This is a genomic window from Shewanella pneumatophori, from assembly GCF_023283895.1.
Lineage (GTDB): Bacteria > Pseudomonadota > Gammaproteobacteria > Enterobacterales > Shewanellaceae > Shewanella > Shewanella pneumatophori.
In genome coordinates this window covers 67,590-92,481 of the sequence record NZ_JAKILB010000008.1, presented here as the reverse complement: position 1 = coordinate 92,481, position 24,892 = coordinate 67,590, and the positions used below count along the sequence as shown (strand labels likewise).

Sequence of the window (24,892 nt, the reverse complement as noted above, 5' to 3'; positions counted from 1 at the left end):
TATGCGAGTAGGTTTTATTGGGTGTGTCGATTCGAGTCGAGCTGCACTCCAAACGTTGTTAGGTGTAGAAGGGCTAACGGTAGCTGCTGTTGTTACAAGAGAACAATCCGCTGTTAATGCTGATTTTTGTGATTTAACCGATCTTTGTAATGATAATGGGATACCTTTTCACTTTGAGAATCCTAAGGCTCGTGAAGCTTCTGTCTACTTTTTAGAAACTTTCGAACTTGACGTTATATTTTGTATTGGTTGGAGTTATTTGCTCAATGAAAAGATGTTAGCTCTACCCCGTCAAGGAGTTATTGGTTTTCACCCTGCTAAACTACCGAGTAATAGAGGTCGGCACCCCATAATTTGGGCATTGACCTTAGGTTTGGGGGAAACAGCATCAACATTTTTTCTTATGGATGAAGGTGCAGATTCAGGTCCTATTGTCAGTCAGGCTCCAATTACAATCGAAGACAGTGATAATGCGACAAGTCTATATGAAAAAATCTTGCAAGTATCTCAAGTACAGTTAGCACACTTAGCCTCAGCTTTAGTAAGCGGCACAGCTGTCTTTAAAGAGCAAGATCATAGTAAGGCTACATACTGGCGAAAAAGAAGTCGTAAAGATGGCACTATTGATTTTCGAATGGCAGCTTTTTCGATTCACAATTTAGTTAGGGCTCTCGCGCCACCGTACCCTAGTGCAGAGTTTATCTTTAACGGAAAAACCATTTTAGTTCAAAGTAGTTTTATATCTTCTGATAGTTACCCTTTAAATATCGAACCCGGCAAGGTTTTATCCAAAAGCGATGACGGCTTGTTGGTCAAAACTGCGGGAAATGAGGCTATTTGGCTTTATGTGGTAGAAAATCACAATATAGTTGTAGGGGATTATCTATGAAGACTGTACTAGTAGTTGCTCCTCATGCTGATGATGAGACTCTCGGATGTGGTGGTACAATTCTTAAGTTAGTTAAGCAAGGTTACAAAGTTCACTGGCTCCTTGTTACAGGAATGAGTATTCAATCTGGCTTTACACAAGCCCAGATTGAAAAACGAGACTCTGAAATCAAAAAAGTAACAGAGATATATGGATTCACTGGGGTACACCAGTTGATGCTTCCTCCCGCTCGTTTGGAAACGTTACCTATGGGAGATGTTATCACTCCAGTCTCAAAAGTTATTTCTGAAATTCAACCGGAGCAAGTTTTAACTGTCTATCGTAACGATGCACATAGTGATCATGAAATTGTGTTTGATGCTGTTATGTCTGCAACTAAGTCTTTCCGCTATCCTTTTATCAAGAGAATTTTGGTTTATGAAACAATGTCAGAAACAGATTTTGGAATGAAACCAGAAGATGGTGGCTTTAGACCTAATGTGTATGTTGATATTGATGGTTTTCTAACAAAAAAATTAGATATTTTAGAAATATTCGAATCAGAAGTGAGTCAGTTCCCATTTCCTCGTTCACGCAAAGCCTTAGAATCCCTTGCTTATGTTCGCGGTTCTCAATGTAATGCTGAAGCAGCGGAAGCATTTATGTTAATAAAGGAAATTCTATGACATTAGTTATTGCTGAAGCAGGCGTTAATCATAACGGTGACGAGAACCTTGCTTTTCAACTTGTAGATGCGGCATACCATGCTGGTGCAGACATCGTTAAATTCCAAACCTTTAAAGCGAAAAATCTAGTAACGGAAGATGCTGCTCAAGCAGAGTATCAAATTACTAATACTAAAAAACAAGAATCACAATTAGCGATGTTGAGTCGATTGGAGCTTTCTTATGATGCTCATCATCAGTTAATTAAACATTGTGAATCCTTAGGTATTGAGTTCCTCTCAACTGCATTTGATTCTGAAAGCCTAAATTTTTTAGTTAATGACTTAGGGTTAACGCGTTTAAAAATCCCATCAGGTGAAATAACCAATGCGCCACTTGTTTTAGAGCATGCTCGCACAGGCTGTGATTTGATTGTATCTACTGGTATGGCTACATTAGCTGAAATCGAAGCTGTTTTAGGTATCATTGCATTTGGCTATACCGAAGATAAAAATATGAGTCCTAGTACACTAGCTTTTGAGCAGGCCTATGCAAGCGATATAGGTCAAAAAGCCTTAAAAGAAAAAGTGACTATTTTACACTGTACAACAGAGTATCCAGCGCCAATGAGTGAGATAAATTTGAAAGCGATGGATACACTTAGGCGGGCATTTGAGCTGACTGCAGGATATTCTGACCATAGTGAAGGAATTGCTATTCCTATTGCTGCTGTTGCACGTGGTGCCACAGTAATAGAGAAACATTTCACTTTAGACAAAAGCATGGATGGACCTGATCATAAAGCATCCCTTGATCCTTTTGAACTTAAAGAAATGGTGTCCGCAATACGCAGAATTGAAATTGCATTAGGCAGTGGTGTGAAGTGCCCGACATTATCCGAAGTCAAAAATAAATCGGTTGTTCGTAAAAGTCTCGTAGCGAATGCAAATATAAAAATCGGTGAAGTATTCTCGCATGAAAATATTGCGATTAAGCGCCCAGGTACGGGAATAAGTCCTAGTCAGTACTGGAGCTATCTTAACAAACAGGCTACAAAGGCTTATAAAGCCGGGGAATTGATTAGTGAGTAAATATCACAACCTAATTCTCATTGGTGGGGGAGGGCATGCAAGTGTGTTGCTTGATATTTTGTTGTCGCAAGGAAAAAACGTGATAGCTTATATTAGTCCTCAAAATGCTTCTAATATGGCTTTATTTAAAGGAATAACCCACCACAAGAGCGATGAAGATATAAATCTTTATGATGCTAGTAAAGTTTTAATCGTTAATGGCTTAGGGCATATGCCAAAAAATAACCTACGCTCAAAGGTTTATACAAAATTCGTTAATAGCGGCTTTAAATTTACGTCGGTAATTGCTGATAGTGCTGTTATCTCAAAGTATGCATCTATTGCAGGTGATGCTCAGATACTGACAGGTGCAATTGTAAATGGAGGTGCTTCGATCGGAAGAAATACAATTATTAATACCGCAGCAATTGTTGAACATGATAGTGTTATCAAAGAGCATACGCATTTAGCTCCTAATACTACAATATGTGGTAATAGTATTATTGGTGCACATTGTTTTATTGGTTCTAGCGCTACGATAATACAAGGTCTTGAAGTTGGTTGCCACAGTATAATTGGCGCAGGTGTTACGCTGCTAGAAACAGTGAGTGAAAATAGCTTTATCTCACTAAAAAGGAATTAGTGTGTTTAATTGGAAAGAAATTGTTGTAGGCCCGAACGATTCAATTCGTACGACTATGCTGAAAATTGATGCTGGTGCATTGCGATTCGCAATTGTAACAGATGAAAGTGGCCACTTACTTGGAACGGTTACTGATGGTGATATTCGTAGATCGCTAATTGCAGGTAAGACGTTACAAGAAGATATTGACGGGACATACAACCCGTCGCCTTATTGGGTTTGTTCTCAAACTAATGTCGCTGAAATAAAAGCATATTTACTTAAAAATTCACTATTAGCGGTACCATTAGTAGATAATAATGTTGTAGTTGGATTACATACTTTACAGTCTCTTAGTGTTAGCAATCGAAAATCTAATCCAGTATTTATAATGGCTGGAGGGTTTGGAACTAGATTAAAACCTCTAACGGATACATGCCCAAAGCCGATGTTGAATATTGGAGGTAAGCCGATGCTTGAACGTCTAATTGAACAGTTTAAAGACTACGGCTTCGAAAAATTCTATATCTCTACTCACTATCTGCCAGAGATTATTAAAAACTATTTTGGTTCTGGTGACAAGTGGGGCGTAGATATTGAATATGTACATGAGGAAACTCCTTTGGGAACCGGAGGGGCATTAAGCTTGCTTCCAAAAGGTAAAATTACCGAACCTTTGCTTATGATTAACGGTGATGTTCTTACTAAATTAAATTTTGAACAACTGTTGCAAGCTCATAACGAAAGTAATTCTATCGCCACTATGTGTGTAAGAGAGTATGAATATAAAATTCCCTATGGTGTAGTTGAATCTAATAACGGGAAAATTGTAGGATTTATCGAAAAGCCAACTTATCATTTCCAAGTGAATGCTGGAATATATGTGGTTGACCCAAAGTTATTATCCAAGTTAAATCATCAAGAAAAAATAGATATGCCGACTCTGTTAGAAAATAACTTTTCGTTTGGAATACATGCGGCTGTTTTTCATGATTATTGGTTAGATATAGGTAAAATGGATGATTTTGAAAAAGCGCAGCAAGATGTTAAGGATTTAAATTTTGTTTAACCAGAATAAAGTTTTAGCAATTATCCCTGCTAGAGGTGGGAGTAAAAGGCTACCTAATAAGAATCTTATGATGCTGGTTGACAAGCCTCTTATTAGTTGGACTATTGAAGCTGCGTTATTGAGTCAATACATTGATAGAGTGATTGTCTCAACTGATTCATATGACATAAAACAGATATCAGAAAGCTATGGAGCCGATGTGCCATTCATTAGGCCTCCTGAATTAGCGGCTGATGACTCAAGTAGTAGCGAAGTCATACTGCATGTGTTACAAAAGTTGGATGTACAATATGATGTTGTAGTTATGCTTCAACCAACATCGCCAATGCGTAGCTTTATGCATATTGATGAAAGTCTCGAAACTATGCTTAATAATCAGGCTGATGGCATTGTGTCCGTTACGCCTTGTGAGCATAGCCCTTTATGGGCAGGCACATTATCTTCTGATGGCTCATTGACTGATTTTCTTGACGTTAATGCAAATCGGAGATCACAAGAGTTACCTAATTTTTACAGACTAAATGGAGCTATTTTCTGTTATAAAGTTGAAAATCTCATTCTAAATAATGGGATAAATTATAAAAACAATATTTTCCCCTATTTTATGGATAGATACAGTTCAGTGGATATAGATACGAAAGATGATTTTGATTATGCAGAGTATTTATTATTAAAGGGGTAGCAATATTATAACTTTGTCTTTTTAAGCTAACATTTATTTATCGAAGTTGAGTGTATATTTTGATTAAAAATATTTTAAAAAGCTCAGTAATTTACACTATCGGTGATTTTTTAGTGGTCGCCGTTAGTGGTATATTTCTATTGCCTTATTACACTAGGGCGATGAGTATTTCAGAATATAGTGTCTATAGTGTTTTTATCGCAGCAATTGGATTAGTTACATTTATAGTTCATTTTGGGATAGTTTCAACCTTTTCTCGCATGTATTTCACAAAAAACTCAGAAAAAGAACGTAATGTATATACAGGGCAACTTCTGATTATTCATTGTTTTATTGTTTTGTTTTTTGTTTTATTTATTTATTTAATTAAGGGTTATATATTAAGTGAGTGGTTAAGTTCGATAAAAAATGATAGGTATTTGTATATTATTGTAGCAATATCATCATTCAGTTTTGTTGTAGCAATTTACTCTGGGTATTTGAGGGTTACAGAAAAACCAAAGTTATTTATTTTATTTCAGTTGTCAGCGGTGTTTCTTTATGTTTTTTTCATATTTATATTAAGGCAGTTAGGTTTCGAAGCATTAGATGCAGTTATTTTTGCCTTATTGATTAGTACTACATTGATGTGGCTTGTATCTATATACTTTTTGCCTTTTACACTGCAGCTGAAAGGCATTGTTAATGTGAGCATAGCAACTATGAAATTCTCGTTGCCAATTTTGATAGCTTATCTTTTATATTTTTGTTTAAACAAATACAATGTTTTATTTTTGCAGAATCATGTAGATGAAAATCAAGTAGCTTACTTTAACTTTGCACTACAGTTATCCTCTATATTAATGATTGTTGCAGGGGCAGCAGGTAAAGCTATACAGCCTGCATTATATAAATTACCAGAAACGCAAGTAATTGGTACTTCAATAAATTTAGCCCGTTATTACAAATTAACAATATTTACTCTTTTTATCGTTATATTTGTTTTTTCTGAGAGGGTTATTTTATTTTTTGCGCCAGATGATTTTTTAAAAAGTGAAGATGCATTGAGGGTCTTACTTATTAGTGCTTTTATTTACAACTTTAGAAGTGTAGAAGCTACTTTGTTTCTTTACTTTAACAAACCTAAATATACCTTGTATATTACAAGCTTCAGTGCACTTATTGTTGTTTCTTTTTCCGCATATTTTGTGCCAAATTTTGGGGTAATGGCTTCATCTTATTCAATTTTACTGGGGAGTATAACGGCAATGTTAACCAATGTCGTCCTTGTGAATATACTTTTGAAGCGTAAAGAGTGTATTTGATTTTATACGTTTTGTTCATATAGTGGTACACTAAGAGGCTATAAATTGTCTATTAAACATCTTCATATTATTGGTAACGAAGTTAAATTTATTAAACCATTAATACATTTTGTTAATGAAAACTTTGATGAGAACGAGCATGTTTTTTTGATATTAAATTCAACAAAAATAGCCGCGGTTGATATGAGTGCTTTTAGTAATGTAAAAATACTTAAACCATTTGACAATCAGAATTCAATTCTACGGAAAATATTCCTTTTTTATAAATTTCCAGCGTCATTATTAACGCTTTTTATATTCTTTTTTAGATCAAAAAAAATTCATTTGCATGGGCTTTTTGATAAAAAAATAATTATATTTCTTTACTTTTTTAGAAACTTTTCAAAAAAAACTTATTGGTATTTATGGGGCGGGGGGGACATTGATATACCTTCTGAAATAAAACGTAAAACTATTTGGTATTATATTGAAAAGGTAGTAAAAGGTAATTTCAAAGGCTATGTCACATATTTGCCTGGAGATTATGTTTTAGTAAAAAAGCTTTATAATGCAAAAGGAACTTATCATGAAGCTCTTATGTATGAGAGTAATGTCTTTAAATATAAAGCTCCTACCAACCAAAATGTTGATAGTGTGATTCGTATATTAGTTGGTAATTCAGCTGATTGTGCAAACAATCATTTAGACATTTTTAACGAGCTACGAAAACATAAAGAAAAAAATATTAAAGTGTACTGTATTTTATCATATGGAGAAAAGCCTTGGTCAAGAGGTTGGACGAATAAAGTAATTGACAAAGGTTATGCTATATTTGGTGAAAAATTTATACCTATAACAACATTTATGTCTATTTGTGAATATAATGATTTCCTAAAAAAAATCGATGTGGCTATATTTGCTCACAAAAGACAACAAGGAATGGGGAACACAATTAATCTATTAGGCTTAGGGAAGAAGGTATACATTAGAAGTGACATCACGTCATGGGACTTATTTAAGTCTTTAGGGCTTAATATTTTTGATGTGAACCATTTAAACCTTACGAGGTTAAGTGCAGAAGAAAGTTTAGAAAATTTCATGATAATAAAATCTCATTTTTCAAAGTCTAAGTATATGCAGCAACTAAACAGTTTATATGAGGTGTGATGTGGCTTATTATTCTCGTGAGCAATTACTTTTAATGGGTTTTAAAAAAGTCGGTAAGAACGTCAAAATTAGTGATAAGGCCAGTATATATAACATAGGCGATATATCCATCGGTGATAATTCAAGGATTGATGATTTCTGTATCATATCTGGATTAGTTAATATTGGACGGAATGTTCACATCACACCTATGTGTTTAGTAGCTGGAGGGGAAAAAGGCATTACTTTTGAAGATTTTAGTACGATTGCATATGGAGTCCAAGTTTTCACGCAATCAGATGATTATTCCGGAATGACAATGACAAATTCCACTGTACCTGAGAAATATAAATCTGAACTAAAACGTGAGGTCGTTATTGGTAAATACTCTATTGTTGGTGCTGGCGCAATTATCATGCCAGGAGCCAACCTTGCGGTAGGTACTTCTGTTGGTGCAAAATCATTAGTACTTAAGCCTACACTAAATTGGAGTATATATGTTGGTAATCCTGCAGTAAAAATTAAAGATAGATCAAAAGATCTATTAAATCTAAAAGAACAATATTTAGAAAGTGAGGAATAAAGTAATGATTTCGTTTAATGAGCCATGTATCACAGGCAAGGAAGAATCATTTATCTTAGCTTCCATGCTAAGCAAAAAAATTTCAGGTGATGGTGAATTCACTAAAAAATGTCATAATTGGTTCGAACGAGTATTAAAATGTAATAAAGCTCTTTTGACGACTTCTTGTACACACGCTTTAGAAATGGCGGCTATTCTTCTTGATATAGAAGAAGGTGATGAAATTATAATGCCCTCATTTACTTTTGTTTCGACAGCAAATGCCTTTGTTTTAAGAGGTGCCAAAATCGTATTTGTGGACGTTAGAAAAGATACAATGAATATTGATGAGTCCAAAATTGAGAGTGCTATTACCAATAAAACTAAGGCTATTGTACCTGTACATTATGCTGGCGTTCCTTGTGAAATGGACGCTATTATGGAAATTGCAAATAGATATGGTCTCTTTGTCGTTGAAGATGCAGCGCAAGGCATGATGAGTACATACAAAGGAAAACCACTTGGCACGATAGGACATTTGGGGGCTTTTAGTTTCCATGAAACTAAAAATTATACCAGTGCTGGTGAAGGTGGTTTACTCATCGTTAATGATGAACGGTTTACTATTAGGGCTGAAATCATTAGAGAGAAAGGAACTGATAGAAGTTTATTTTTTCGAGGAATGGTAGATAAGTACTCTTGGGTTGATCTTGGAAGTAGCTACCTAATGAATGATATCAGTGCAGCTTATTTATGGGGGCAGTTAAATCATGCCCAAACGATCAATGAGGATAGATTAAGTAGCTGGTCTAGATATTTCAATGGTTTAAAATTACTAGAAGATACGGGATTTCTCGATATGCCTTCAATCCCTGAAGGGTGCTCCCACAATGCCCATATGTTTTATATAAAAGTTAAAGATATTAATGTAAGAACATCATTGATTGACTATTTGAAAAAAAATGAAGTATTAAGCGTATTCCATTATGTTCCACTACATAGCTCTACTGCAGGTGTACGGTTTTCTCGCTTCGAAGGTAAGGATGAATTTACTACTACACAAAGTGAGAGATTAATAAGACTTCCGATGTATTATGGTCTTACAAAAGACGATGTTGATTATGTCATTAGAAAGATACATGATTTTTTCACATGCGAAATTACTAATGAATGAATTTGAAAAATTAAAGATCAATTTGCGAACTGATCATTTTCGTAACTTTGGAACGGAAAGCAGTTCTTTATTATTTAAGATCTTCAATATTAAGTATAAGTTTTTGTTGTTGCTCAGGCTTTGCGGCTATTTTTATAATAAGCGCGATGGCAGTTTTTTTTATAAAGTTAATTATAAGGTTTTATATTCTGTCTACAATCGTTATCAATTGAGATTAGGTATTGAAATCGAACCTAGAACTCGTATTGGTAAGGGGCTCTTTCTACCACATCCAAATGGAATAGTTATAAACCCCGAAGTAATTATTGGTGATAATTGCTCGATTTTGCATCAGGTTACGATTGGTAATAATAGTTTTAAAGGCTTGAATGCATTATCCAAAATCGGGGATAACGTCCAAATTAGTGCTGGTGCAAAAATTATAGGACCTTGTGTTATCGGTAATAATGTAACTATTGGTGCGAATTCTGTTGTAACGAAGAATGTTGGAGATGATCAAGTTGTTGGCGGAGTTCCTGCTAAGTTTCTGAATAGTAAGGTATCTGCCGTCCATAATTTGTATTTAGGTGAATAAGCGATGTTAAAGAAAATCATTAATAAACTTACTAATAGGGTAAAGCGTTCTATATCAAACAGAAATATTATAAAAAGATTCTCTATTAATAATCGAGCTTTTTGGGATAGTGCAGGGGCGAGGGGTGAGGTTGAAACTTCAAAAGGATCTGAAAAGGTTGTTTTAGTAGAGATTTCTGAAAAGAATCCTTTTGAATTAGAGTCAAATATGAGAGTTGCAAAGTCAATTGAGCGTAATACTAGTATGGTCATTGAGGCATTAGTTGCATGTACTTTTAAATTTCGAGAACCCTATGTTAACTTAGTTGAATCTTATAATATATCAAAAAGTATCACTTTATATGCGCTGTCTTTAGTTAATATATTTCGATTAACCTGTAGCCTATTTGAAGGGCTAAATTTGTACTGGAAAATTAAGTCTCTTGATGATATTGAATCTATCAAATATGAAGGTATATTGATAGGAGACTTGATATACGATACTTATATCCGAATGTTAGATGGTAAGTATAGTCCGAATAAAGATTTTCAGCTTTTCAAGTATATAGTAACTGCCATATTTAATTATAAGATAGTTAGTGGCTTGTTTGATGAAAAAAATGTCGGGTACGTAATTGTAGCGGACAAATGTTACTTAAAACATGGTGTGTTATATAGAGTAGCGATAGAACGTAGCATTAAGGTGTTAATGCCGACGAAAGAGTTGAAGTATTTACATAAAGATAATATAAAAACTCATTTTTATCATCCTGAAATTTCACTTGAAAAAATGGAGTTAGATTTCAAAGGTATTGATATTGAAAGTGAAGTCGCTTTATATTTTGATAAGAGATTTTCTGGGGAGATAAACCAGATTGATGTGTTAACTTCATATCGGAATAAAAGAGTTTATAGTTCCGAAGAACTTATTACTATTATGAGTCTCGATAGAACAAAAAAAAATGTTATTATTATGCCGCATGCGTTTAGTGACTTTCCACATATAGCCGAAGGTTTATACAATGACTATTACGTTTGGTTAGTTGAGTTGTTGAAAATGGTAAAAGATATACACAACGTCAATTGGTTAATAAAGCCACACCCAACTTCTTATGTCTTTAATGAAATCGGTGTTGTCGAGAGCTTATTGAATGATTTAGGAGCAAGTAATGTAAAGGTTGTTCCTAAGGATATGAATACGGCATCGGTCAAAGATATAGCCGATGTCATATTAACAGTTAGAGGTACGCCAGGTTTAGAATTTGCTACATTTGGTATACCTGTAGTCACAGCAGGTAAAGGCTGTTACTCAGGCTATGGCATAGATATTGAAGCCGCTACAAAGCAAGATTATTTTAAAATAATCAATAACCTTGATGATGTTTACAGGCTAGATGATATACAAATTAGGAATGCTAAAATGGTTTTTTACTATTTATTTATTAAGTTGAATGCCAAGCTTGATTACCTTATGGATGATATTGAAAATAACATGAGTGATTACAATAGGGTTTTGGATAATATCCTAAGGAATAATGATTCAGAACGAGTTTGTGAAAATGTTTTATATAAATCGACTTTAGCAATGTTGAATAAGTTTAATTAATATATCAGTTTAAATTTTATACCTATCGTGGGAGATAGTTTTGGATAAAGGTAAAGTTTTTTTCGTAACTGGTGGTGCGGGTTTCATTGGCTCAGCGTTAACACGCTACTTAATTGAAAACACAGATTGCAAAGTAGTTAACTTTGATAAGTTAACTTATGCTGGAAATTTAGAGTCGCTTTCATCAATTCAGTCAAGTAAGCGATACCATTTTGTTAAGGGTGATATTTGTGATCAAGATAAGTTAAGCGAACTATTCAGTAAATATCAACCAGATTATATTATGCATTTGGCGGCTGAATCTCATGTTGACCGTTCTATAGATGGTCCTGCAGCTTTTATTGAAACTAACATTGTAGGTACATATACTTTACTTGAAGCAACGCGCTCTTATTGGAATACCTTGTCTGATGGTAAAAAACAGAAATTTCGTTTTCACCATATCTCAACAGATGAGGTATATGGCGACCTAGAAGGTACTGATGATTTGTTCACAGAAACAACATCGTATGAGCCATCAAGTCCATACTCAGCTTCAAAAGCCTCTTCTGATCACTTAGTTAGAGCTTGGTTACGTACCTATGGCTTACCAACAATCGTAACTAATTGCTCAAATAATTATGGGCCATATCACTTCCCAGAAAAATTAATTCCATTAATGATTTTGAATGCCTTAGACGGTAAATCATTACCGGTTTACGGTAATGGTATGCAGATTCGTGATTGGTTGTTTGTCGAAGACCATGCGCGCGCATTATATAAAGTCGTAACAGAAGGAATAGTAGGTGAAACCTACAACATTGGTGGTCATAATGAAAAAGCGAACATTGACGTTGTTAATATCATTTGTTCATTACTTGAAGAGTTGGTCCCTAATAAACCTGAAGGTGTTAATCAATACCTTGATTTGATTACCTATGTAAAAGACCGACCTGGACATGATGTTCGTTACGCAATCGATGCTTCGAAAATTGAGCGTGAACTTGGTTGGAAACCAGAAGAAACATTTGAATCAGGTATTCGCAAAACGGTTGAATGGTATTTAGATAACAAACAATGGTGGTCACGCGTGTTAGATGGCTCTTATGCTGGTGAGCGCTTAGGTGTATCTTCAGAATCAGATGTAATTGAAAAGGCGATTAGATAATGAAAGGAATTGTACTTGCAGGCGGCTCTGGTACGCGTTTATACCCATTGACACGTGGTGTATCAAAACAGCTTTTGCCTATTTATGATAAGCCAATGGTCTTTTATCCGATTTCAACGTTAATGCTTGCGGGAATAAAAGACATTCTAATTATCACAACTCCTGAAGATAATGCTGGTTTTAAGCGTTTGTTAGGCGATGGCTCTGATTTTGGCATTAACCTAGAGTATGCAATTCAACCAAATCCTGATGGTTTAGCGCAAGCGTTCATTATTGGTGAAGAATTCATTGGTAGTGATAGTGTCTGTTTGGTGCTTGGTGATAATATTTTTTATGGTCAATCTTTTACTCAACAACTGACTCGATCTCGAGAGTTAACATCTCAAGGGCTCGCGACAGTATTTGGTTATCAAGTAAAAGACCCAGAGCGTTTTGGTGTGGTTGAATTTGATGAAGAGATGAAAGCGCTTTCAATTGAAGAAAAACCAGAAACGCCGAAATCAAATTATGCCGTAACAGGGTTGTACTTCTATGACAACCGAGTGGTAGAAATGGCAAAGCATGTAAAACCTTCCCATCGCGGTGAGCTTGAAATTACGACATTAAATGAAATGTACCTAAATGATGGGTCGTTAAATGTAGAATTATTAGGTCGTGGTTTTGCGTGGTTAGATACTGGTACTCACGAAAGTCTGCATGAAGCATCGTCATTTGTACAGACCATTGAAAATGTACAAGGACTAAAAGTTGCGTGTTTAGAAGAGATTTCTTGGCGTAATGGTTGGTTAAGTGAAGAGAAAGTATTAACACTTGCAAAGCCAATGATGAAAAATGAATATGGTCAATATTTAACTCGTTTAGTTAATGAAAACCAGAAGAAGGTCACGAGCTAATGCGTGTATTAATTACAGGTTGTAATGGACAGGTAGGTTGCTGCCTGACCCAACAATTATCTATGAATGAAAACGCGATAGTATTAGCGCTCGATAAAGAACATCTTGATATTGCTAATCAAGATGCTGTAAATTCTGCCGTGACTGAATTCCAGCCAAGCATCATCATTAATGCTGCTGCACATACTGCGGTAGATAAGGCGGAAGAAGAAGTTGAGCTCTCCTATGTGATTAATCGTGATGGTCCTAATTATCTAGCGCAAGCAGCACAAAGTGTTGGTGCGGCAATACTGCACATCTCAACGGATTATGTCTTTGAAGGCAATAAAACTGGTGAGTATGTAGAGAGTGATGCCACAAACCCGCAAGGGGTTTATGGTGAAAGTAAATTAGCTGGTGAAATTGCAGTTGCTAATGCATGTGATAAACATATTATTCTTCGAACCTCATGGGTATTTGGTGAAAATGGCAATAACTTTGTGAAAACCATGTTGCGTTTAGGTGCTGCCCGAAATGAACTAAGCGTGGTAGGGGATCAATTTGGTGGGCCCACATATGCAGGTGATATTGCTCATGCGTTGATTCTAATATCGAAACGAATTGCAGAAGGTGATACGGTTGAATATGGTGTTTATCATTATGCAGGTTTACCTCATGTCAGTTGGTTTGAATTTGCCGAAACTATTTTTGATATAGCGGTTAAACAAACTGTTCTTTCAAATAAGCCAAGCTTAACAAGTATCACAACTGACCAATATCCAACACCAGCAAAACGTCCAAGTAATTCTCGATTAAGTACCGATAAAATCACAAATCGTTTTGCTATTAAAGCAAGTGATTGGACTGCTGCATTAAACAATATCCAAGCATATAAAGGCTAAGACGATGAAAGTAGTCGATACCCGAATTCCTGATGTGAAAATTTTAGAGCCAATAGTTTTTGGTGATGAGCGCGGTTTCTTTATGGAAACCTGGAACCAAAAGCAGTTTGAAGAGCTCGTAACAGGTAAGCCAACCCAATTTGTACAAGATAATCATTCAAAGTCTAAGAAAGGCATTTTACGTGGATTGCACTACCAAACTGAACAAACTCAGGGCAAACTTGTTCGCGTTACAGTTGGTGAAGTATTCGATGTTGTAGTTGATATCAGAAAAGACTCTCCGACTTATGGTCAGTGGGTGGGTGAATATTTATCAGCTACTAATAAGCGTCAGCTTTGGGTGCCAGAAGGTTTTGCTCATGGTTTTTATGTTGTTAGTGATGAGGCAGAGTTCTTATATAAATGTACAGATTACTATCATCCAGCAAGTGAGGTTTCGATTTTGTGGGATGATAGCGTACTTGGTATTAAATGGCCTATAATGGATAACCTTCCAATACTTTCTGATAAAGATAAAAAAGGAGAGCTATTCGATAGTTCTATATATTTATAACTCCTTATATGGTGATTAACTATTTGAAGTTGGATTATGGCTTTAATAAAGGTTCTATTAAGGAGGGGGTTTGTATAAATACTTAGCTTTAATGTTGGTAACGATTTACACTTGTTTTTCACTTGTACTACCAGTGCTCTTTGTTAATAAGCTGGTTTTTATGCTTATGCTTGTAATGCTGTTTATCGGTGTTGTATTTGGCAATGTAAAAGTTATCACGTTTTCACCATTTTTAATAATTATCATATTTTTGTATTCATTTCTTATATCCATGACAACGGGTGTTGCTGAAGGTTTAAGGCAACAACTAATGCTTGTTTGTTTATCTTTACTTTTAATTTATTACATTAAATATACAGATGTTTGTATGGATAGTGTCGCTTTGTTTTCAGGAGTTGTACTGTCCTTATCCACACTTATATTGTTTTTGTCTGTAGTATTTGAGATTGATTCTCTTCAAACAGTTTTTGACAATTATGGCTCTATAGCTGCTGGTAGTAGAGATGTTGGCAATGGAGTGCAGGATTTTTATAGATTGGGAGGCTTGCCGTTTTTATTTATAAGTTTTTCAGTAGTAGTTAGGAATTTGTCCTTGAAATTTGATTTTTGGAATGTGTTTTATTTTTTTCTAATATCATTTTTTATAATTTTAAGCTCTACCCGTTCAGTATTAGTTGGTTGTATTCTGATACTTTTCTTTATGTTCGGTAGAAAACATATCATCCTATCTATATATTTGTTGTTTATAGCACTTGCTTATCTTTTGGTTAAATTTGACCCAGCAGGTGGATTTTTTGACACTAATGATTTTGGTAATGCTATTAAGATCAAGGATGCGCTATCATTTCTTGATTGGGCTAATGTAACGAATATCCTCTTTGGCGAAGGCTTAGCTAGTTTGTATTACTCAGGTGGACGAGGTTATTTTGTTGCTCAAACGGAAATAACTCTTCTCGATAATATACGATATTTCGGGTTGATATTAACAATAGTCTTTTACTCGGCTATATTATTTCCTAATTACAAGAAATTAGCATATAAAGTTGATGGAGGCTTTTACTTTGCAGTGATGTTTATCTACATACTTATGTCGATGACAAATCCTATGCTAGTTAATTCATTCGGTTTTATTGTTGTTTTGTGGTATTGGTCAAACGTTTTAAATGTCAAGTGAAGAGAAGTGTAGAATGAATGCAATTGCTATCGTTGTGACGTATCATCCAGATGTAGACAGATTACTTAATTTGGTTTCTTCATTAAAAGAACAGGGACTTAGTGTTGTAATCGTTGATAATAGTATTGATATCGTAGAAAATTTTTTTAAGATTGAAAATGTAAAAGTTATCGCTAATAAAAAGAATCTAGGTATAGCTAAAGCTCAAAATATTGGTATTAAATATGCGCTAGATAGTCAAGCTAAATTCATTTGTTTTTTTGACCAAGACAGCTATATACCTTCCAATTATGCTGCAGGATTGATAAATAATAGATGCAGCAATGCTAGCGCCGTTTATCTTCCTTTGGTTATCGATGAAGACTCCGGTGAAGAATTGCCCGCGTTTAAGCTTAATAAGATAGGGATACCGAAGAAAGTGTTTAGCAATGGACAGGAAAAGGAGTTTTTAGTCGAATTAGCTATTTCCTCTGGTACTGTTGTTACAGCGCAAACTTTTTCTACAGTCGGTGATATGAACGAAGACTTATTTATTGATTTAGTTGATTTTGATTGGTGTTTTAAATGTTTGAAATGCAGTATTCCTATTACATGTGTAACCTCTGTAATAATGAAACATTCTATTGGTTTAAAAAAAGGGCCTATAACCGGAATCATTCATAACCCTATTAGGAACTATTACAAGCAAAGAAACCCGTTCTACCTTTTGGCTTATAATTATGTACCTAAGAGTTACGCATTATATTTGATTCTTGTTTCGACTCTACAGTCACTGATTATGATAATCAGTCAAAAGCAGTCAAAAGCATATTTAGATTCATTGGTAGCTGCCGTGAGGGATGGTTTTAAATACTTAGTAAATCATAAAAATGGAAGTTGAATTTTGCTAGATGAAATTTACATTATTCTCTATTTATAGAGGATAATTAAGTGTCATTTAAGTTCTCTATTTATAGATGGTGGTTAAGTATTATTTAGGTTTTTTATTTATTGGGGTTAGGAGATATTTTGATTAGCGTATGTATGGCGTCATATAATGGTCAGCCTTTTATAGGTGAGCAAATTTCCAGCATTATAAAGCAATTGTCTCATAATGACGAATTGATCATTTCTGATGATGGTAGTAACGATGGTACTCTTGACATAATCCAAGATTTAACTGTAAGAGATAGTCGTATAAAGTTATTTAGAGGTCCACAAAAAGGGCTTATCTCAAATTTTGAGTATGCGATAAAACAAGCACAAGGTGATTATATATTTCTTGCTGATCAAGATGATGTTTGGGAGGGTAACAAAGTAACTACTATTTTGAAACATTTGGAAAATACCGTATTGGTTGTTTCTGATTGTTCCGTTAATGATGAAAATCTAGGTATTATTAGTGAGAGTTTTTTTGCGTTGAACGGTTCTAAGAGTGGATTGTTTAAAAACATGTACAAAAATTCTTATCTTGGTTGCTGTATGGCATTTAGAGCGGAACTTTTAAAAGATATACTTCCCTTTCCCTCGAATATCGCTATGCATGACTGGTGGATAGGGTTGATTGCAGAATGCCGGTACTCAGTGAAGTTTATCCCTGAACGTTTAATTAAGTATCGCCGTCATGGAGGTAATGCATCATCGACTGCTGAAAAATCTAGATACAGTATGTTTAAGAAATTCAGTTTCAGAATTACATTATGTTTAAACTTATTAAAGAGATATATATAAATGAATAAAGTGGCATTGATTACGGGTATTACAGGTCAAGATGGTTCATATCTTGCTGAACTATTACTAGAAAAAGGTTATAAAGTACATGGCTTAATTCGTCGTGCATCTTCTTATAATACAGTGCGTATAGATTCTGCTTTAAATAGTAGTGAACATTTGCATTTGCACTACGGTGATTTGTCTGACTCAACTAATTTAATTCGTTTAGTCAAGGAGATTCAACCTGATGAAATTTATAATTTAGGTGCAATGTCCCATGTTGCTGTTTCATTTGAATCTCCTGAATATGTTGCAGATATCGATGGTATGGGTACTATGCGTTTGCTTGAAGCGATTCGGATTAATGGTTTAGAGAAAAAAACGCGTTTCTATCAAGCATCTACTTCAGAACTTTATGGCGAAGTTCGAGAGATCCCTCAAAAGGAAACAACGCCATTTCACCCTCGTTCTCCTTATGCTGTAGCAAAAATGTATGCTTATTGGATTACTGTTAACTACCGTGAATCTTATGGTATGTATGCGTGTAATGGCATTTTGTTTAACCATGAATCTCCACGTCGTGGTGAGACCTTTGTCACTCGTAAAATTACTCGGTCCCTTGCAAATATCTCTCAGGGTTTAGAAAGTCAGTTAGAGCTTGGTAATATGGATGCACTTCGTGATTGGGGCCACGCTAAAGATTACGTCCGTATGCAGTGGATGATGCTTCAACAAAAAGTGGCGGATGATTTTGTCATCGCGACAGGTAAGCAGATTTCAGTTCGTGAGTTTGTAAGAATGTCAGCTCTTGAAGCAGGCATTAGCCTTGTGTTTACTGGGGAAGGTGTTGACGAAGTCGCCACTGTGTCAGCAGTCGATCGTGACAAAGCTCCTGCTGTATCGGTTGGTGATATCATTGTTAAAGTCAATCCCAAGTTTTTCCGTCCTGCAGAAGTTGAAACATTATTGGGTGACCCAACTAAAGCCAAACAAAAATTAGGCTGGGTACCCGAAATTACCGTTGAAGAAATGTGCCAGGAAATGGTTCAATCTGATATGTCTATTGCAAAGCAACATATGTTATTGAAATCCCATGGCTTTGACGTGTCAATATCTTTGGAAAGTTAAGATGAATCTAAAACGAGTTTTTGTCGCTGGTCATCGTGGTATGGTAGGCAGTGCTATTGTTAGGCAGCTTATATCAAAGGGCGGGATAGAGGTTATAACCCGTACGCGCAAAGAACTTAATTTATTGTCACAAGCTGATGTAAGTACTTTTTTTGAAACGGCGAAAATTGATGAAGTGTATTTAGCTGCGGCGAAAGTAGGTGGTATCGTGGGTAACAATACTTACCCTGCTGAATTTATTTATGAAAACCTGACGATCCAAAATAATATAATTCATAGTGCTCATGTTCATGGCATACAAAAATTACTCTTCTTAGGCTCGTCTTGTATTTATCCAAAACTTGCAGTTCAACCAATGTCTGAGCATGAGTTATTAACGGGTACACTTGAGCCAACTAACGAGCCTTATGCTGTCGCCAAGATAGCCGGCATTAAAATGTGCGAAAGCTACAATAGACAGTACGGTCGTGATTACCGAAGTGTCATGCCGACAAATTTATATGGTGAAAATGACAACTTTCATCCACAAAACTCTCATGTTATTCCTGCATTGTTACGCCGTTTTCATGACGCGAAGCTTGCTGGAGATTCAGAAGTTGTTGCGTGGGGGAGTGGTACACCAATGCGTGAATTTTTACATGTAGACGATATGGCTGCAGCGAGTATTCATGTTATGAACTTAGACGAAGCAACTTACGAGGCTAATACCGAACCAATGTTAAGTCATATTAACGTTGGAACAGGCATTGACTGCACTATTCGTCAGTTGGTGGAAACGGTTGCTGAAGTCGTAGGTTTTGAAGGTAAGGTTATATTTGACGCTACAAAACCAGATGGTGCACCGCGTAAACTAATGGACGTAGATCGTTTAAAGGCGTTAGGTTGGAGCTATTCAATATCGTTAAAAGATGGTTTAGCGTCAACTTACGATTGGTTCTTAGCTAATCAGGATAATTTTCGTAAGTAACTAGTAATTAAGTAGATGTACTCAGCAGGCTAAGCCTCTGGGTACTTATTAAGGCTAATATGTCTCATTTACCTCAAGAAGATTTTAAGAAAGTTGTTAAAAACACTCCGCTAATATCTATCGATTTAATCATTAAAAACAAATTAGGTCAGGTTTTACTGGGAAAACGCAATAATCGTCCGGCGCAAGGTTATTGGTTCGTGCCCGGCGGGAGAATTGTCAAAGATGAAACTTTCGATAATGCATTTTCACGATTAACACTGTTTGAGCTTGGAAAAGCTTATAGTTTGACAAGTGCGATGTTCTTAGGTCCTTATGAGCATTTATATTGCGATTGCTTTTCTGGGGATGACTTTACCACGCATTATGTAGTTTTAGCCTACGAGTTGACATTAAACGAGGATTTGTCAGGTTTGCCTGAAGAACAACATAGCGATTATCGGTGGTGGGATGTAAATAAGCTACTTAATTCAAATATTGTACACGATAATACTAAGGCATATTTTTTGTCTTCATCAAATAAAACCATTTAATCAATGAAATCCAGGATGTATGATGTTACTGAGCAAAGATGTTTTAGCTTCATCTGGCGTAAAGTTTGGCACTAGTGGTGCTCGTGGACTTGTTACTCAGTTTTCTAACGACGTATGTGCAGCTTTTGTTCACGCCTTTCTAACTGGTATTCAGCCACAGTTTACTTTTGAGTGCGTTGCTGTTGCTATTGACAATCGTCCCAGTAGCCCGTCAATGGCAATGGCTTGTGTTGCTGCCATTAAGCAACTTGGTCTTACTCCAGTATATTACGGAGTCGTCCCAACACCAGCTCTCGCTTATCGTGCCATGCAAGATGATATACCATGCATTATGGTAACAGGCAGTCATATACCTTTTGACCGTAACGGACTAAAGTTTTACCGACCTGATGGCGAGATTACGAAAGCTGATGAAGTGGCAATTTTGGAGTCACGAGCTTTATTTGAACCGATTTTCGAATTGCCAGTTTTAAAAAAAAACGAGTATGCAAGACAAAGCTATATAGAACGTTATGCTTCCTTATTTGATGCCAACTTGCTTATAGGAAAGAAAATTGGTATCTACGAGCATTCAAGTGCTGGTCGTGATTTATATGCAAATTTGTTTTCGAGCTTAGGTGCTGAAGTTATTTCGCTAGGTCGTAGTGATGAGTTTGTGCCTATCGATACAGAAGCTGTGTCAATTGAAGATATCGCGAAAGCAAAGGCATGGTCAAAACAATATGGTTTTGATGCTATTTTTTCAACCGATGGCGATGGTGATCGTCCATTAGTGGCGGATGAGAATGGTGATTGGCTGCGTGGCGACATTTTGGGATTATTATGTGCAAACGAATTAAACATTGACGCATTAGCTGTACCTGTAAGCTGTAATACAGCGATAGAAAAAAGCGCAGCATTCAAACAAGTGACTCGCACAAAAATTGGCTCTCCTTATGTTATTGCTGAGTTTGAAAAGTTGAGTGCTCAGTTTGATAGCGTAGCGGGCTTTGAAGCCAATGGCGGATTCTTGCTTGGTAGTGATGTACAAGTAGCTGCTAGTACTTTGAAGGCCTTACCAACCCGTGACGCATTACTACCATTCTTCATGTTATTAAGCGCGGCACAAAACACAACAATTTCACAAGTAGTAGATAAGTTACCGCAGCGCTTTACTTATAGCGACCGTATGCAAAGTTTTTCAACCGAAACAAGTCAAAAAATCATAGCTGAAGCAGAGGAGCTGCCACAGGCTTTATTAACGAAGTTAGGCATAATGGAGTCCATAGTATCAATGGATACAACGGATGGGCTGCGTATCACATTAAGCAATGATGATGTTATACATCTTCGGCCATCAGGTAACGCCCCCGAGCTTCGCTGCTATGCAGAATCGAGTAGTATGGTAGTCGCCCAACAATTAGTGATTCAAGTGCTTACGAACATAATTAAATAGTATTCAAATACAAATTGATTTAAAAAGGTTTTATAATGATTATTCCCGTTATTATGGCTGGAGGTAATGGCACCCGTATGTGGCCATTATCGCGTAGTATGTATCCAAAACAGTTTTTATCGTTGGTAAGTGATACAGAGACCATGCTTCAAAACACGTTGTTGCGCTTAACTGGTGTAAAAACTGCCGCGCCAATGTTAATTTGTAACGAAGAACATCGTTTCATTGCTGCAGAACAAATTCGTGCTTTAGGTATGGATAACAGTGGCATTATTTTAGAGCCATTTGGACGCAATACTGCACCAGCAATTGCCCTTGCAGCTATTCAAGCACAAATAATCGATGACAATGCTAATTTATTGATATTGGCCGCTGACCATGTTATCCAAGATACTGCAGCATTTACCCAAGCTATCGCAGAAGCAAAACAAGTATCGGAAAATGGTGGTGTTGCAACATTTGGTATCGTACCAAGTGCACCAGAAACCGGGTATGGTTATATACATGCGGGCAGCAAACAAGCGCAAGGCTACTCAGTGCAACAGTTCGTTGAAAAACCTGACTTGGCAACCGCAGAATCTTATGTAGCTAGTGGTAATTACTACTGGAACAGTGGCATGTTCATGGTCAAAGCTAGTCGTTACCTTGAGCTATTGAGTAAGTACCAGCCAGAGATGCTAACAGCTTGCCAAGCATCCATTGCAAACCCGAAATTAGATTTTGACTTTATTCGCCTCAACAATGAAGCGTTTGCTGCTTGCCCTGATGAATCGGTAGATTATGCCGTGATGGAGCCATTATCAAATAATGAATCAGGCAGCATCTCAGTGATCCCATTAGATGCTGGTTGGAGCGATGTAGGCTCTTGGTCATCATTATGGGAAGTGTCAGATAAAGATGAGTGCGGTAATGTGACTCATGGTGATGTAATAGTTAAGCAGGCTAATAATAACCATATTCACTCAGGCTATAAACTTGTTTCGCTACTAGGGGTAGATGACTTAGTTGTTATCGATACCAAAGATGCTTTACTTGTTGCACATAAAGATAATGTTCAAGACGTTAAGGAGATTGTTAATCAAATTAAGGCTGATGGGCGAACGGAACATAAGCTCGCTCGTGAAGTATATCGCCCGTGGGGCAAGTACGACTCAATCGATACCGGTGATCGTTTTCAGGTTAAACGCATCACGGTAAAGCCAGGGGAAAGAGTATCGATTCAAATGCATCACCACCGTGCGGAGCATTGGATCGTCGTTAAAGGTACTGCACTAATTACCATTAATGGTGAAGGTAGATTATATTCAGAAAATGAAGCAGCTTATATCCCAATTACTGCCACTCACTGTATGGAAAATCCAGGGAAAATCGATCTAGAAATTATTGAAGTTCAAACTGGTGGTTATTTAGGTGAAGATGACATCGTTAGGTTTGAAGATAAATATGGTCGTTCAAATTGATGGTTGGAAACGTAACATTGTTGTTGAACTACATGGTGGTTAATTCGTGAAAATTAGTATTGTGACAGTATGCTTTAATTCAGAAAAGACGATCGAAGATACACTAAAGTCTATTGCTCAACAAACCTATCATAATATTGAACATATAGTTATCGATGGTAACTCTACTGATAATACCAATACGATTATCAGTCGTTACTCTGATTCTGTGGCTGTTCATGTAAGTGAGCCCGATAAGGGCTTATATGATGCTATGAATAAAGGAATAAAGTTAGCGACAGGAGATGTGATAGGTATCTTAAACTCTGATGATGTTCTATTTGACAATAATGTCATTCAATGCATTTCTGAACAGATAATGGATTGTGATGGCGTGTATGCGGATGTTGGATTTTATGATACTAATCTTTCAGTGAAAAAGCGCCATTACTCTTCTTCTAGTTTTAAAAAGGAAATGTTTTCTCGTGGATTTATGCCCGCCCATCCCTCTTTCTATGCACGAAGAGCTTGTTACGAAAAAGTAGGTGAGTATGACTCTAGCTATAAAATAGCTGCTGACTTTGAAATGTTAATTCGTATGTTTAATTTGGCCAATAGTCGTTTTAAATATATAAATCAAGAGTCCGTTAAGATGAGGGTTGGTGGAGTTAGTACTTCAGGTTTATCTTCAAATATACTCTTAAACCAAGAGATTTTAAAAGCATGTCGAGCTAATTCAATCTCTGCATCTTGGTTCTCAGTTTTATCTAAGTACCCGTCCAAAATGTTGGGGTATATATTTAAATGATATTAATCACAGGTTCTAATGGATTCTTAGGCTCATATTTTTTGAAGGGAAATCCTCATTTAAAAGTTCGCTTGATGGATAGGAACAATAGTAACCATCCTAATTATGAATTTTTTCAAGCAAGTATAGATAGCTGCGCGTCTTATACGGATGCTTTAATAGGTATAAAAACAGTGGTTCATTGTGCAGCACGTGTTCATGTAATGAATGATGCTTCTGATGACCCCTTAAGCAGCTATCGCGAAGTAAATACCGCAGGGACCATGAATCTTGCTCGTCAGGCATTTCAAGCAGGTGTTAAACGTTTTATCTTTATTAGCTCAATAAAAGTGAATGGCGAATCAACTTTGATTGGTCAACCTTTTTGCTCAAATGATACTCGGAATCCAGAAGAATTCTACGGGCAGTCTAAATCAGAAGCAGAAGTACAACTATTACAATATGCTGAGGAAACTGGTTTAGAGGTAGTCATTATACGACCAACATTGGTTTATGGTCCTGGGGTTAAGGCTAATTTCGCTTCGTTATTAAAATTAACCTCCAAAGGTTTACCGTTACCATTTGGTTGTATTACTGATAACAAACGCAGCTTGGTTTCAGTAAAAAACCTTGTCGATCTAATTGTTACCTGTATCGACCACCCAAAAGCTGCTAATCAGGTATTTTTGGTTTCTGATGATCATGATGTATCTACAGCCTCAATGGTAAAGAATATGTCACAAGCGCTTGGAAAATCGAGTAGATTACTGCCTGTACCTTTATGGTGTTATCGCTTAGTTGGTAAGTTAGCAGGTAAGACTGATGTAGTTAATAGGCTATTAGGATCTCTAGAGGTTGATATCACACATACTAAAGATACGTTAGGCTGGGTTCCTCCACAAACGCTTGAACAGGGTTTTAAAGAAACCGCAGAAGCTTTTATTAATAAAAACAAATAGAGTAT

At 36.1% G+C, this 24,892-nt stretch carries 26 protein-coding genes; all 26 read left to right on the top strand.

Annotation, left to right across the window (positions count from 1 at the left end; genetic code table 11):
• The first annotated feature begins 1 nt into the window (after position 1).
• Entirely contained in the window at positions 2–889 is an 888-nt protein-coding gene (locus L2740_RS13690) for a formyltransferase family protein (protein ID WP_248950720.1), read from the top strand.
• On the top strand, positions 886–1,554 hold the full coding sequence (locus L2740_RS13685) for a PIG-L deacetylase family protein (protein ID WP_248950719.1): 669 nt from the start codon (positions 886–888) through the stop codon (positions 1,552–1,554). The genes L2740_RS13690 and L2740_RS13685 overlap by 4 nt, the downstream gene beginning before the upstream one ends.
• Positions 1,551–2,624, top strand: a complete 1,074-nt coding sequence (gene neuB, locus L2740_RS13680; RefSeq protein ID WP_248950718.1) for an N-acetylneuraminate synthase — start codon at positions 1,551–1,553, stop codon at positions 2,622–2,624. The genes L2740_RS13685 and neuB overlap by 4 nt, the downstream gene beginning before the upstream one ends.
• A complete protein-coding gene (locus L2740_RS13675) occupies positions 2,617–3,246 on the top strand; it encodes a NeuD/PglB/VioB family sugar acetyltransferase (protein ID WP_248950717.1) in 630 nt (209 codons plus the stop codon). The genes neuB and L2740_RS13675 overlap by 8 nt, the downstream gene beginning before the upstream one ends.
• Position 3,247: 1 nt before the next feature.
• Positions 3,248–4,294, top strand: a complete 1,047-nt coding sequence (locus L2740_RS13670) for a nucleotidyltransferase family protein (protein WP_248950716.1) — start codon at positions 3,248–3,250, stop codon at positions 4,292–4,294.
• Positions 4,287–4,976: an acylneuraminate cytidylyltransferase family protein gene (locus L2740_RS13665; RefSeq protein WP_248950715.1), complete on the top strand. Its 690-nt coding sequence runs from the start codon at positions 4,287–4,289 to the stop codon at positions 4,974–4,976. Before L2740_RS13670 ends, L2740_RS13665 begins: the two co-directional genes overlap by 8 nt.
• Before the next feature lie 59 nt (positions 4,977–5,035).
• A complete protein-coding gene (locus L2740_RS13660) occupies positions 5,036–6,280 on the top strand; it encodes a lipopolysaccharide biosynthesis protein (RefSeq protein WP_248950714.1) in 1,245 nt (414 codons plus the stop codon).
• A gap of 45 nt (positions 6,281–6,325) precedes the next feature.
• Complete coding sequence (locus L2740_RS13655; protein WP_248950713.1) at positions 6,326–7,426, top strand: TDP-N-acetylfucosamine:lipid II N-acetylfucosaminyltransferase family protein; 1,101 nt, start codon at positions 6,326–6,328, stop codon at positions 7,424–7,426.
• Position 7,427: 1 nt separating this feature from the next.
• The gene (locus L2740_RS13650) at positions 7,428–7,988 is read left to right on the top strand and encodes an acyltransferase (protein WP_248950712.1); all 561 of its coding nucleotides are present in this window, start codon (positions 7,428–7,430) and stop codon (positions 7,986–7,988) included.
• A 4-nt stretch (positions 7,989–7,992) separates the two neighbouring features.
• The gene (gene rffA, locus L2740_RS13645) at positions 7,993–9,141 is read left to right on the top strand and encodes a dTDP-4-amino-4,6-dideoxygalactose transaminase (RefSeq protein ID WP_248950711.1); all 1,149 of its coding nucleotides are present in this window, start codon (positions 7,993–7,995) and stop codon (positions 9,139–9,141) included.
• Entirely contained in the window at positions 9,134–9,715 is a 582-nt protein-coding gene (locus L2740_RS13640) for a serine acetyltransferase (RefSeq protein WP_248950710.1), read from the top strand. The genes rffA and L2740_RS13640 overlap by 8 nt, the downstream gene beginning before the upstream one ends.
• Before the next feature lie 3 nt (positions 9,716–9,718).
• Positions 9,719–11,299 carry a capsular polysaccharide export protein, LipB/KpsS family gene (locus tag L2740_RS13635; protein ID WP_248950709.1) on the top strand — a complete coding sequence of 527 codons (1,581 nt, stop codon included), beginning with the start codon at positions 9,719–9,721 and terminating at the stop codon, positions 11,297–11,299.
• Between the two features lie 40 nt (positions 11,300–11,339).
• Positions 11,340–12,446 (top strand): dTDP-glucose 4,6-dehydratase, encoded by a 1,107-nt coding sequence (gene rfbB / locus L2740_RS13630; RefSeq protein ID WP_248950708.1) that lies wholly within the window; start codon positions 11,340–11,342, stop codon positions 12,444–12,446.
• Positions 12,446–13,339, top strand: a complete 894-nt coding sequence (rfbA, locus tag L2740_RS13625) for a glucose-1-phosphate thymidylyltransferase RfbA (RefSeq protein ID WP_248950707.1) — start codon at positions 12,446–12,448, stop codon at positions 13,337–13,339. Before rfbB ends, rfbA begins: the two co-directional genes overlap by 1 nt.
• A complete protein-coding gene (gene rfbD, locus L2740_RS13620) occupies positions 13,339–14,220 on the top strand; it encodes a dTDP-4-dehydrorhamnose reductase (RefSeq protein WP_248950706.1) in 882 nt (293 codons plus the stop codon). Before rfbA ends, rfbD begins: the two co-directional genes overlap by 1 nt.
• Positions 14,221–14,224: 4 nt before the next feature.
• On the top strand, positions 14,225–14,773 hold the full coding sequence (rfbC, locus tag L2740_RS13615; protein WP_248950705.1) for a dTDP-4-dehydrorhamnose 3,5-epimerase: 549 nt from the start codon (positions 14,225–14,227) through the stop codon (positions 14,771–14,773).
• Positions 14,774–14,843: 70 nt separating this feature from the next.
• Entirely contained in the window at positions 14,844–15,947 is a 1,104-nt protein-coding gene (locus L2740_RS13610; protein ID WP_248950704.1) for a hypothetical protein, read from the top strand.
• A gap of 13 nt (positions 15,948–15,960) precedes the next feature.
• Positions 15,961–16,827 (top strand): glycosyltransferase family 2 protein, encoded by an 867-nt coding sequence (locus L2740_RS13605; protein WP_248950703.1) that lies wholly within the window; start codon positions 15,961–15,963, stop codon positions 16,825–16,827.
• 143 nt (positions 16,828–16,970) lie between these two features.
• Entirely contained in the window at positions 16,971–17,657 is a 687-nt protein-coding gene (locus L2740_RS13600; protein WP_248950702.1) for a glycosyltransferase family 2 protein, read from the top strand.
• Entirely contained in the window at positions 17,658–18,767 is a 1,110-nt protein-coding gene (gene gmd, locus L2740_RS13595; protein ID WP_248950701.1) for a GDP-mannose 4,6-dehydratase, read from the top strand.
• A gap of 1 nt (position 18,768) precedes the next feature.
• Complete coding sequence (fcl, locus tag L2740_RS13590) at positions 18,769–19,734, top strand: GDP-L-fucose synthase (protein ID WP_248950700.1); 966 nt, start codon at positions 18,769–18,771, stop codon at positions 19,732–19,734.
• A 59-nt stretch (positions 19,735–19,793) separates the two neighbouring features.
• The gene (locus L2740_RS13585) at positions 19,794–20,267 is read left to right on the top strand and encodes a GDP-mannose mannosyl hydrolase (protein ID WP_248950699.1); all 474 of its coding nucleotides are present in this window, start codon (positions 19,794–19,796) and stop codon (positions 20,265–20,267) included.
• A gap of 22 nt (positions 20,268–20,289) precedes the next feature.
• The gene (locus tag L2740_RS13580; protein WP_275974244.1) at positions 20,290–21,702 is read left to right on the top strand and encodes a phosphomannomutase; all 1,413 of its coding nucleotides are present in this window, start codon (positions 20,290–20,292) and stop codon (positions 21,700–21,702) included.
• Between the two features lie 35 nt (positions 21,703–21,737).
• On the top strand, positions 21,738–23,162 hold the full coding sequence (locus L2740_RS13575; protein ID WP_248950697.1) for a mannose-1-phosphate guanylyltransferase/mannose-6-phosphate isomerase: 1,425 nt from the start codon (positions 21,738–21,740) through the stop codon (positions 23,160–23,162).
• Between the two features lie 46 nt (positions 23,163–23,208).
• Positions 23,209–23,949 carry a glycosyltransferase family 2 protein gene (locus L2740_RS13570; protein ID WP_248950696.1) on the top strand — a complete coding sequence of 247 codons (741 nt, stop codon included), beginning with the start codon at positions 23,209–23,211 and terminating at the stop codon, positions 23,947–23,949.
• Positions 23,946–24,887 carry a UDP-glucose 4-epimerase family protein gene (locus L2740_RS13565; RefSeq protein WP_248950695.1) on the top strand — a complete coding sequence of 314 codons (942 nt, stop codon included), beginning with the start codon at positions 23,946–23,948 and terminating at the stop codon, positions 24,885–24,887. Before L2740_RS13570 ends, L2740_RS13565 begins: the two co-directional genes overlap by 4 nt.
• Positions 24,888–24,892 lie beyond the last annotated feature (5 nt).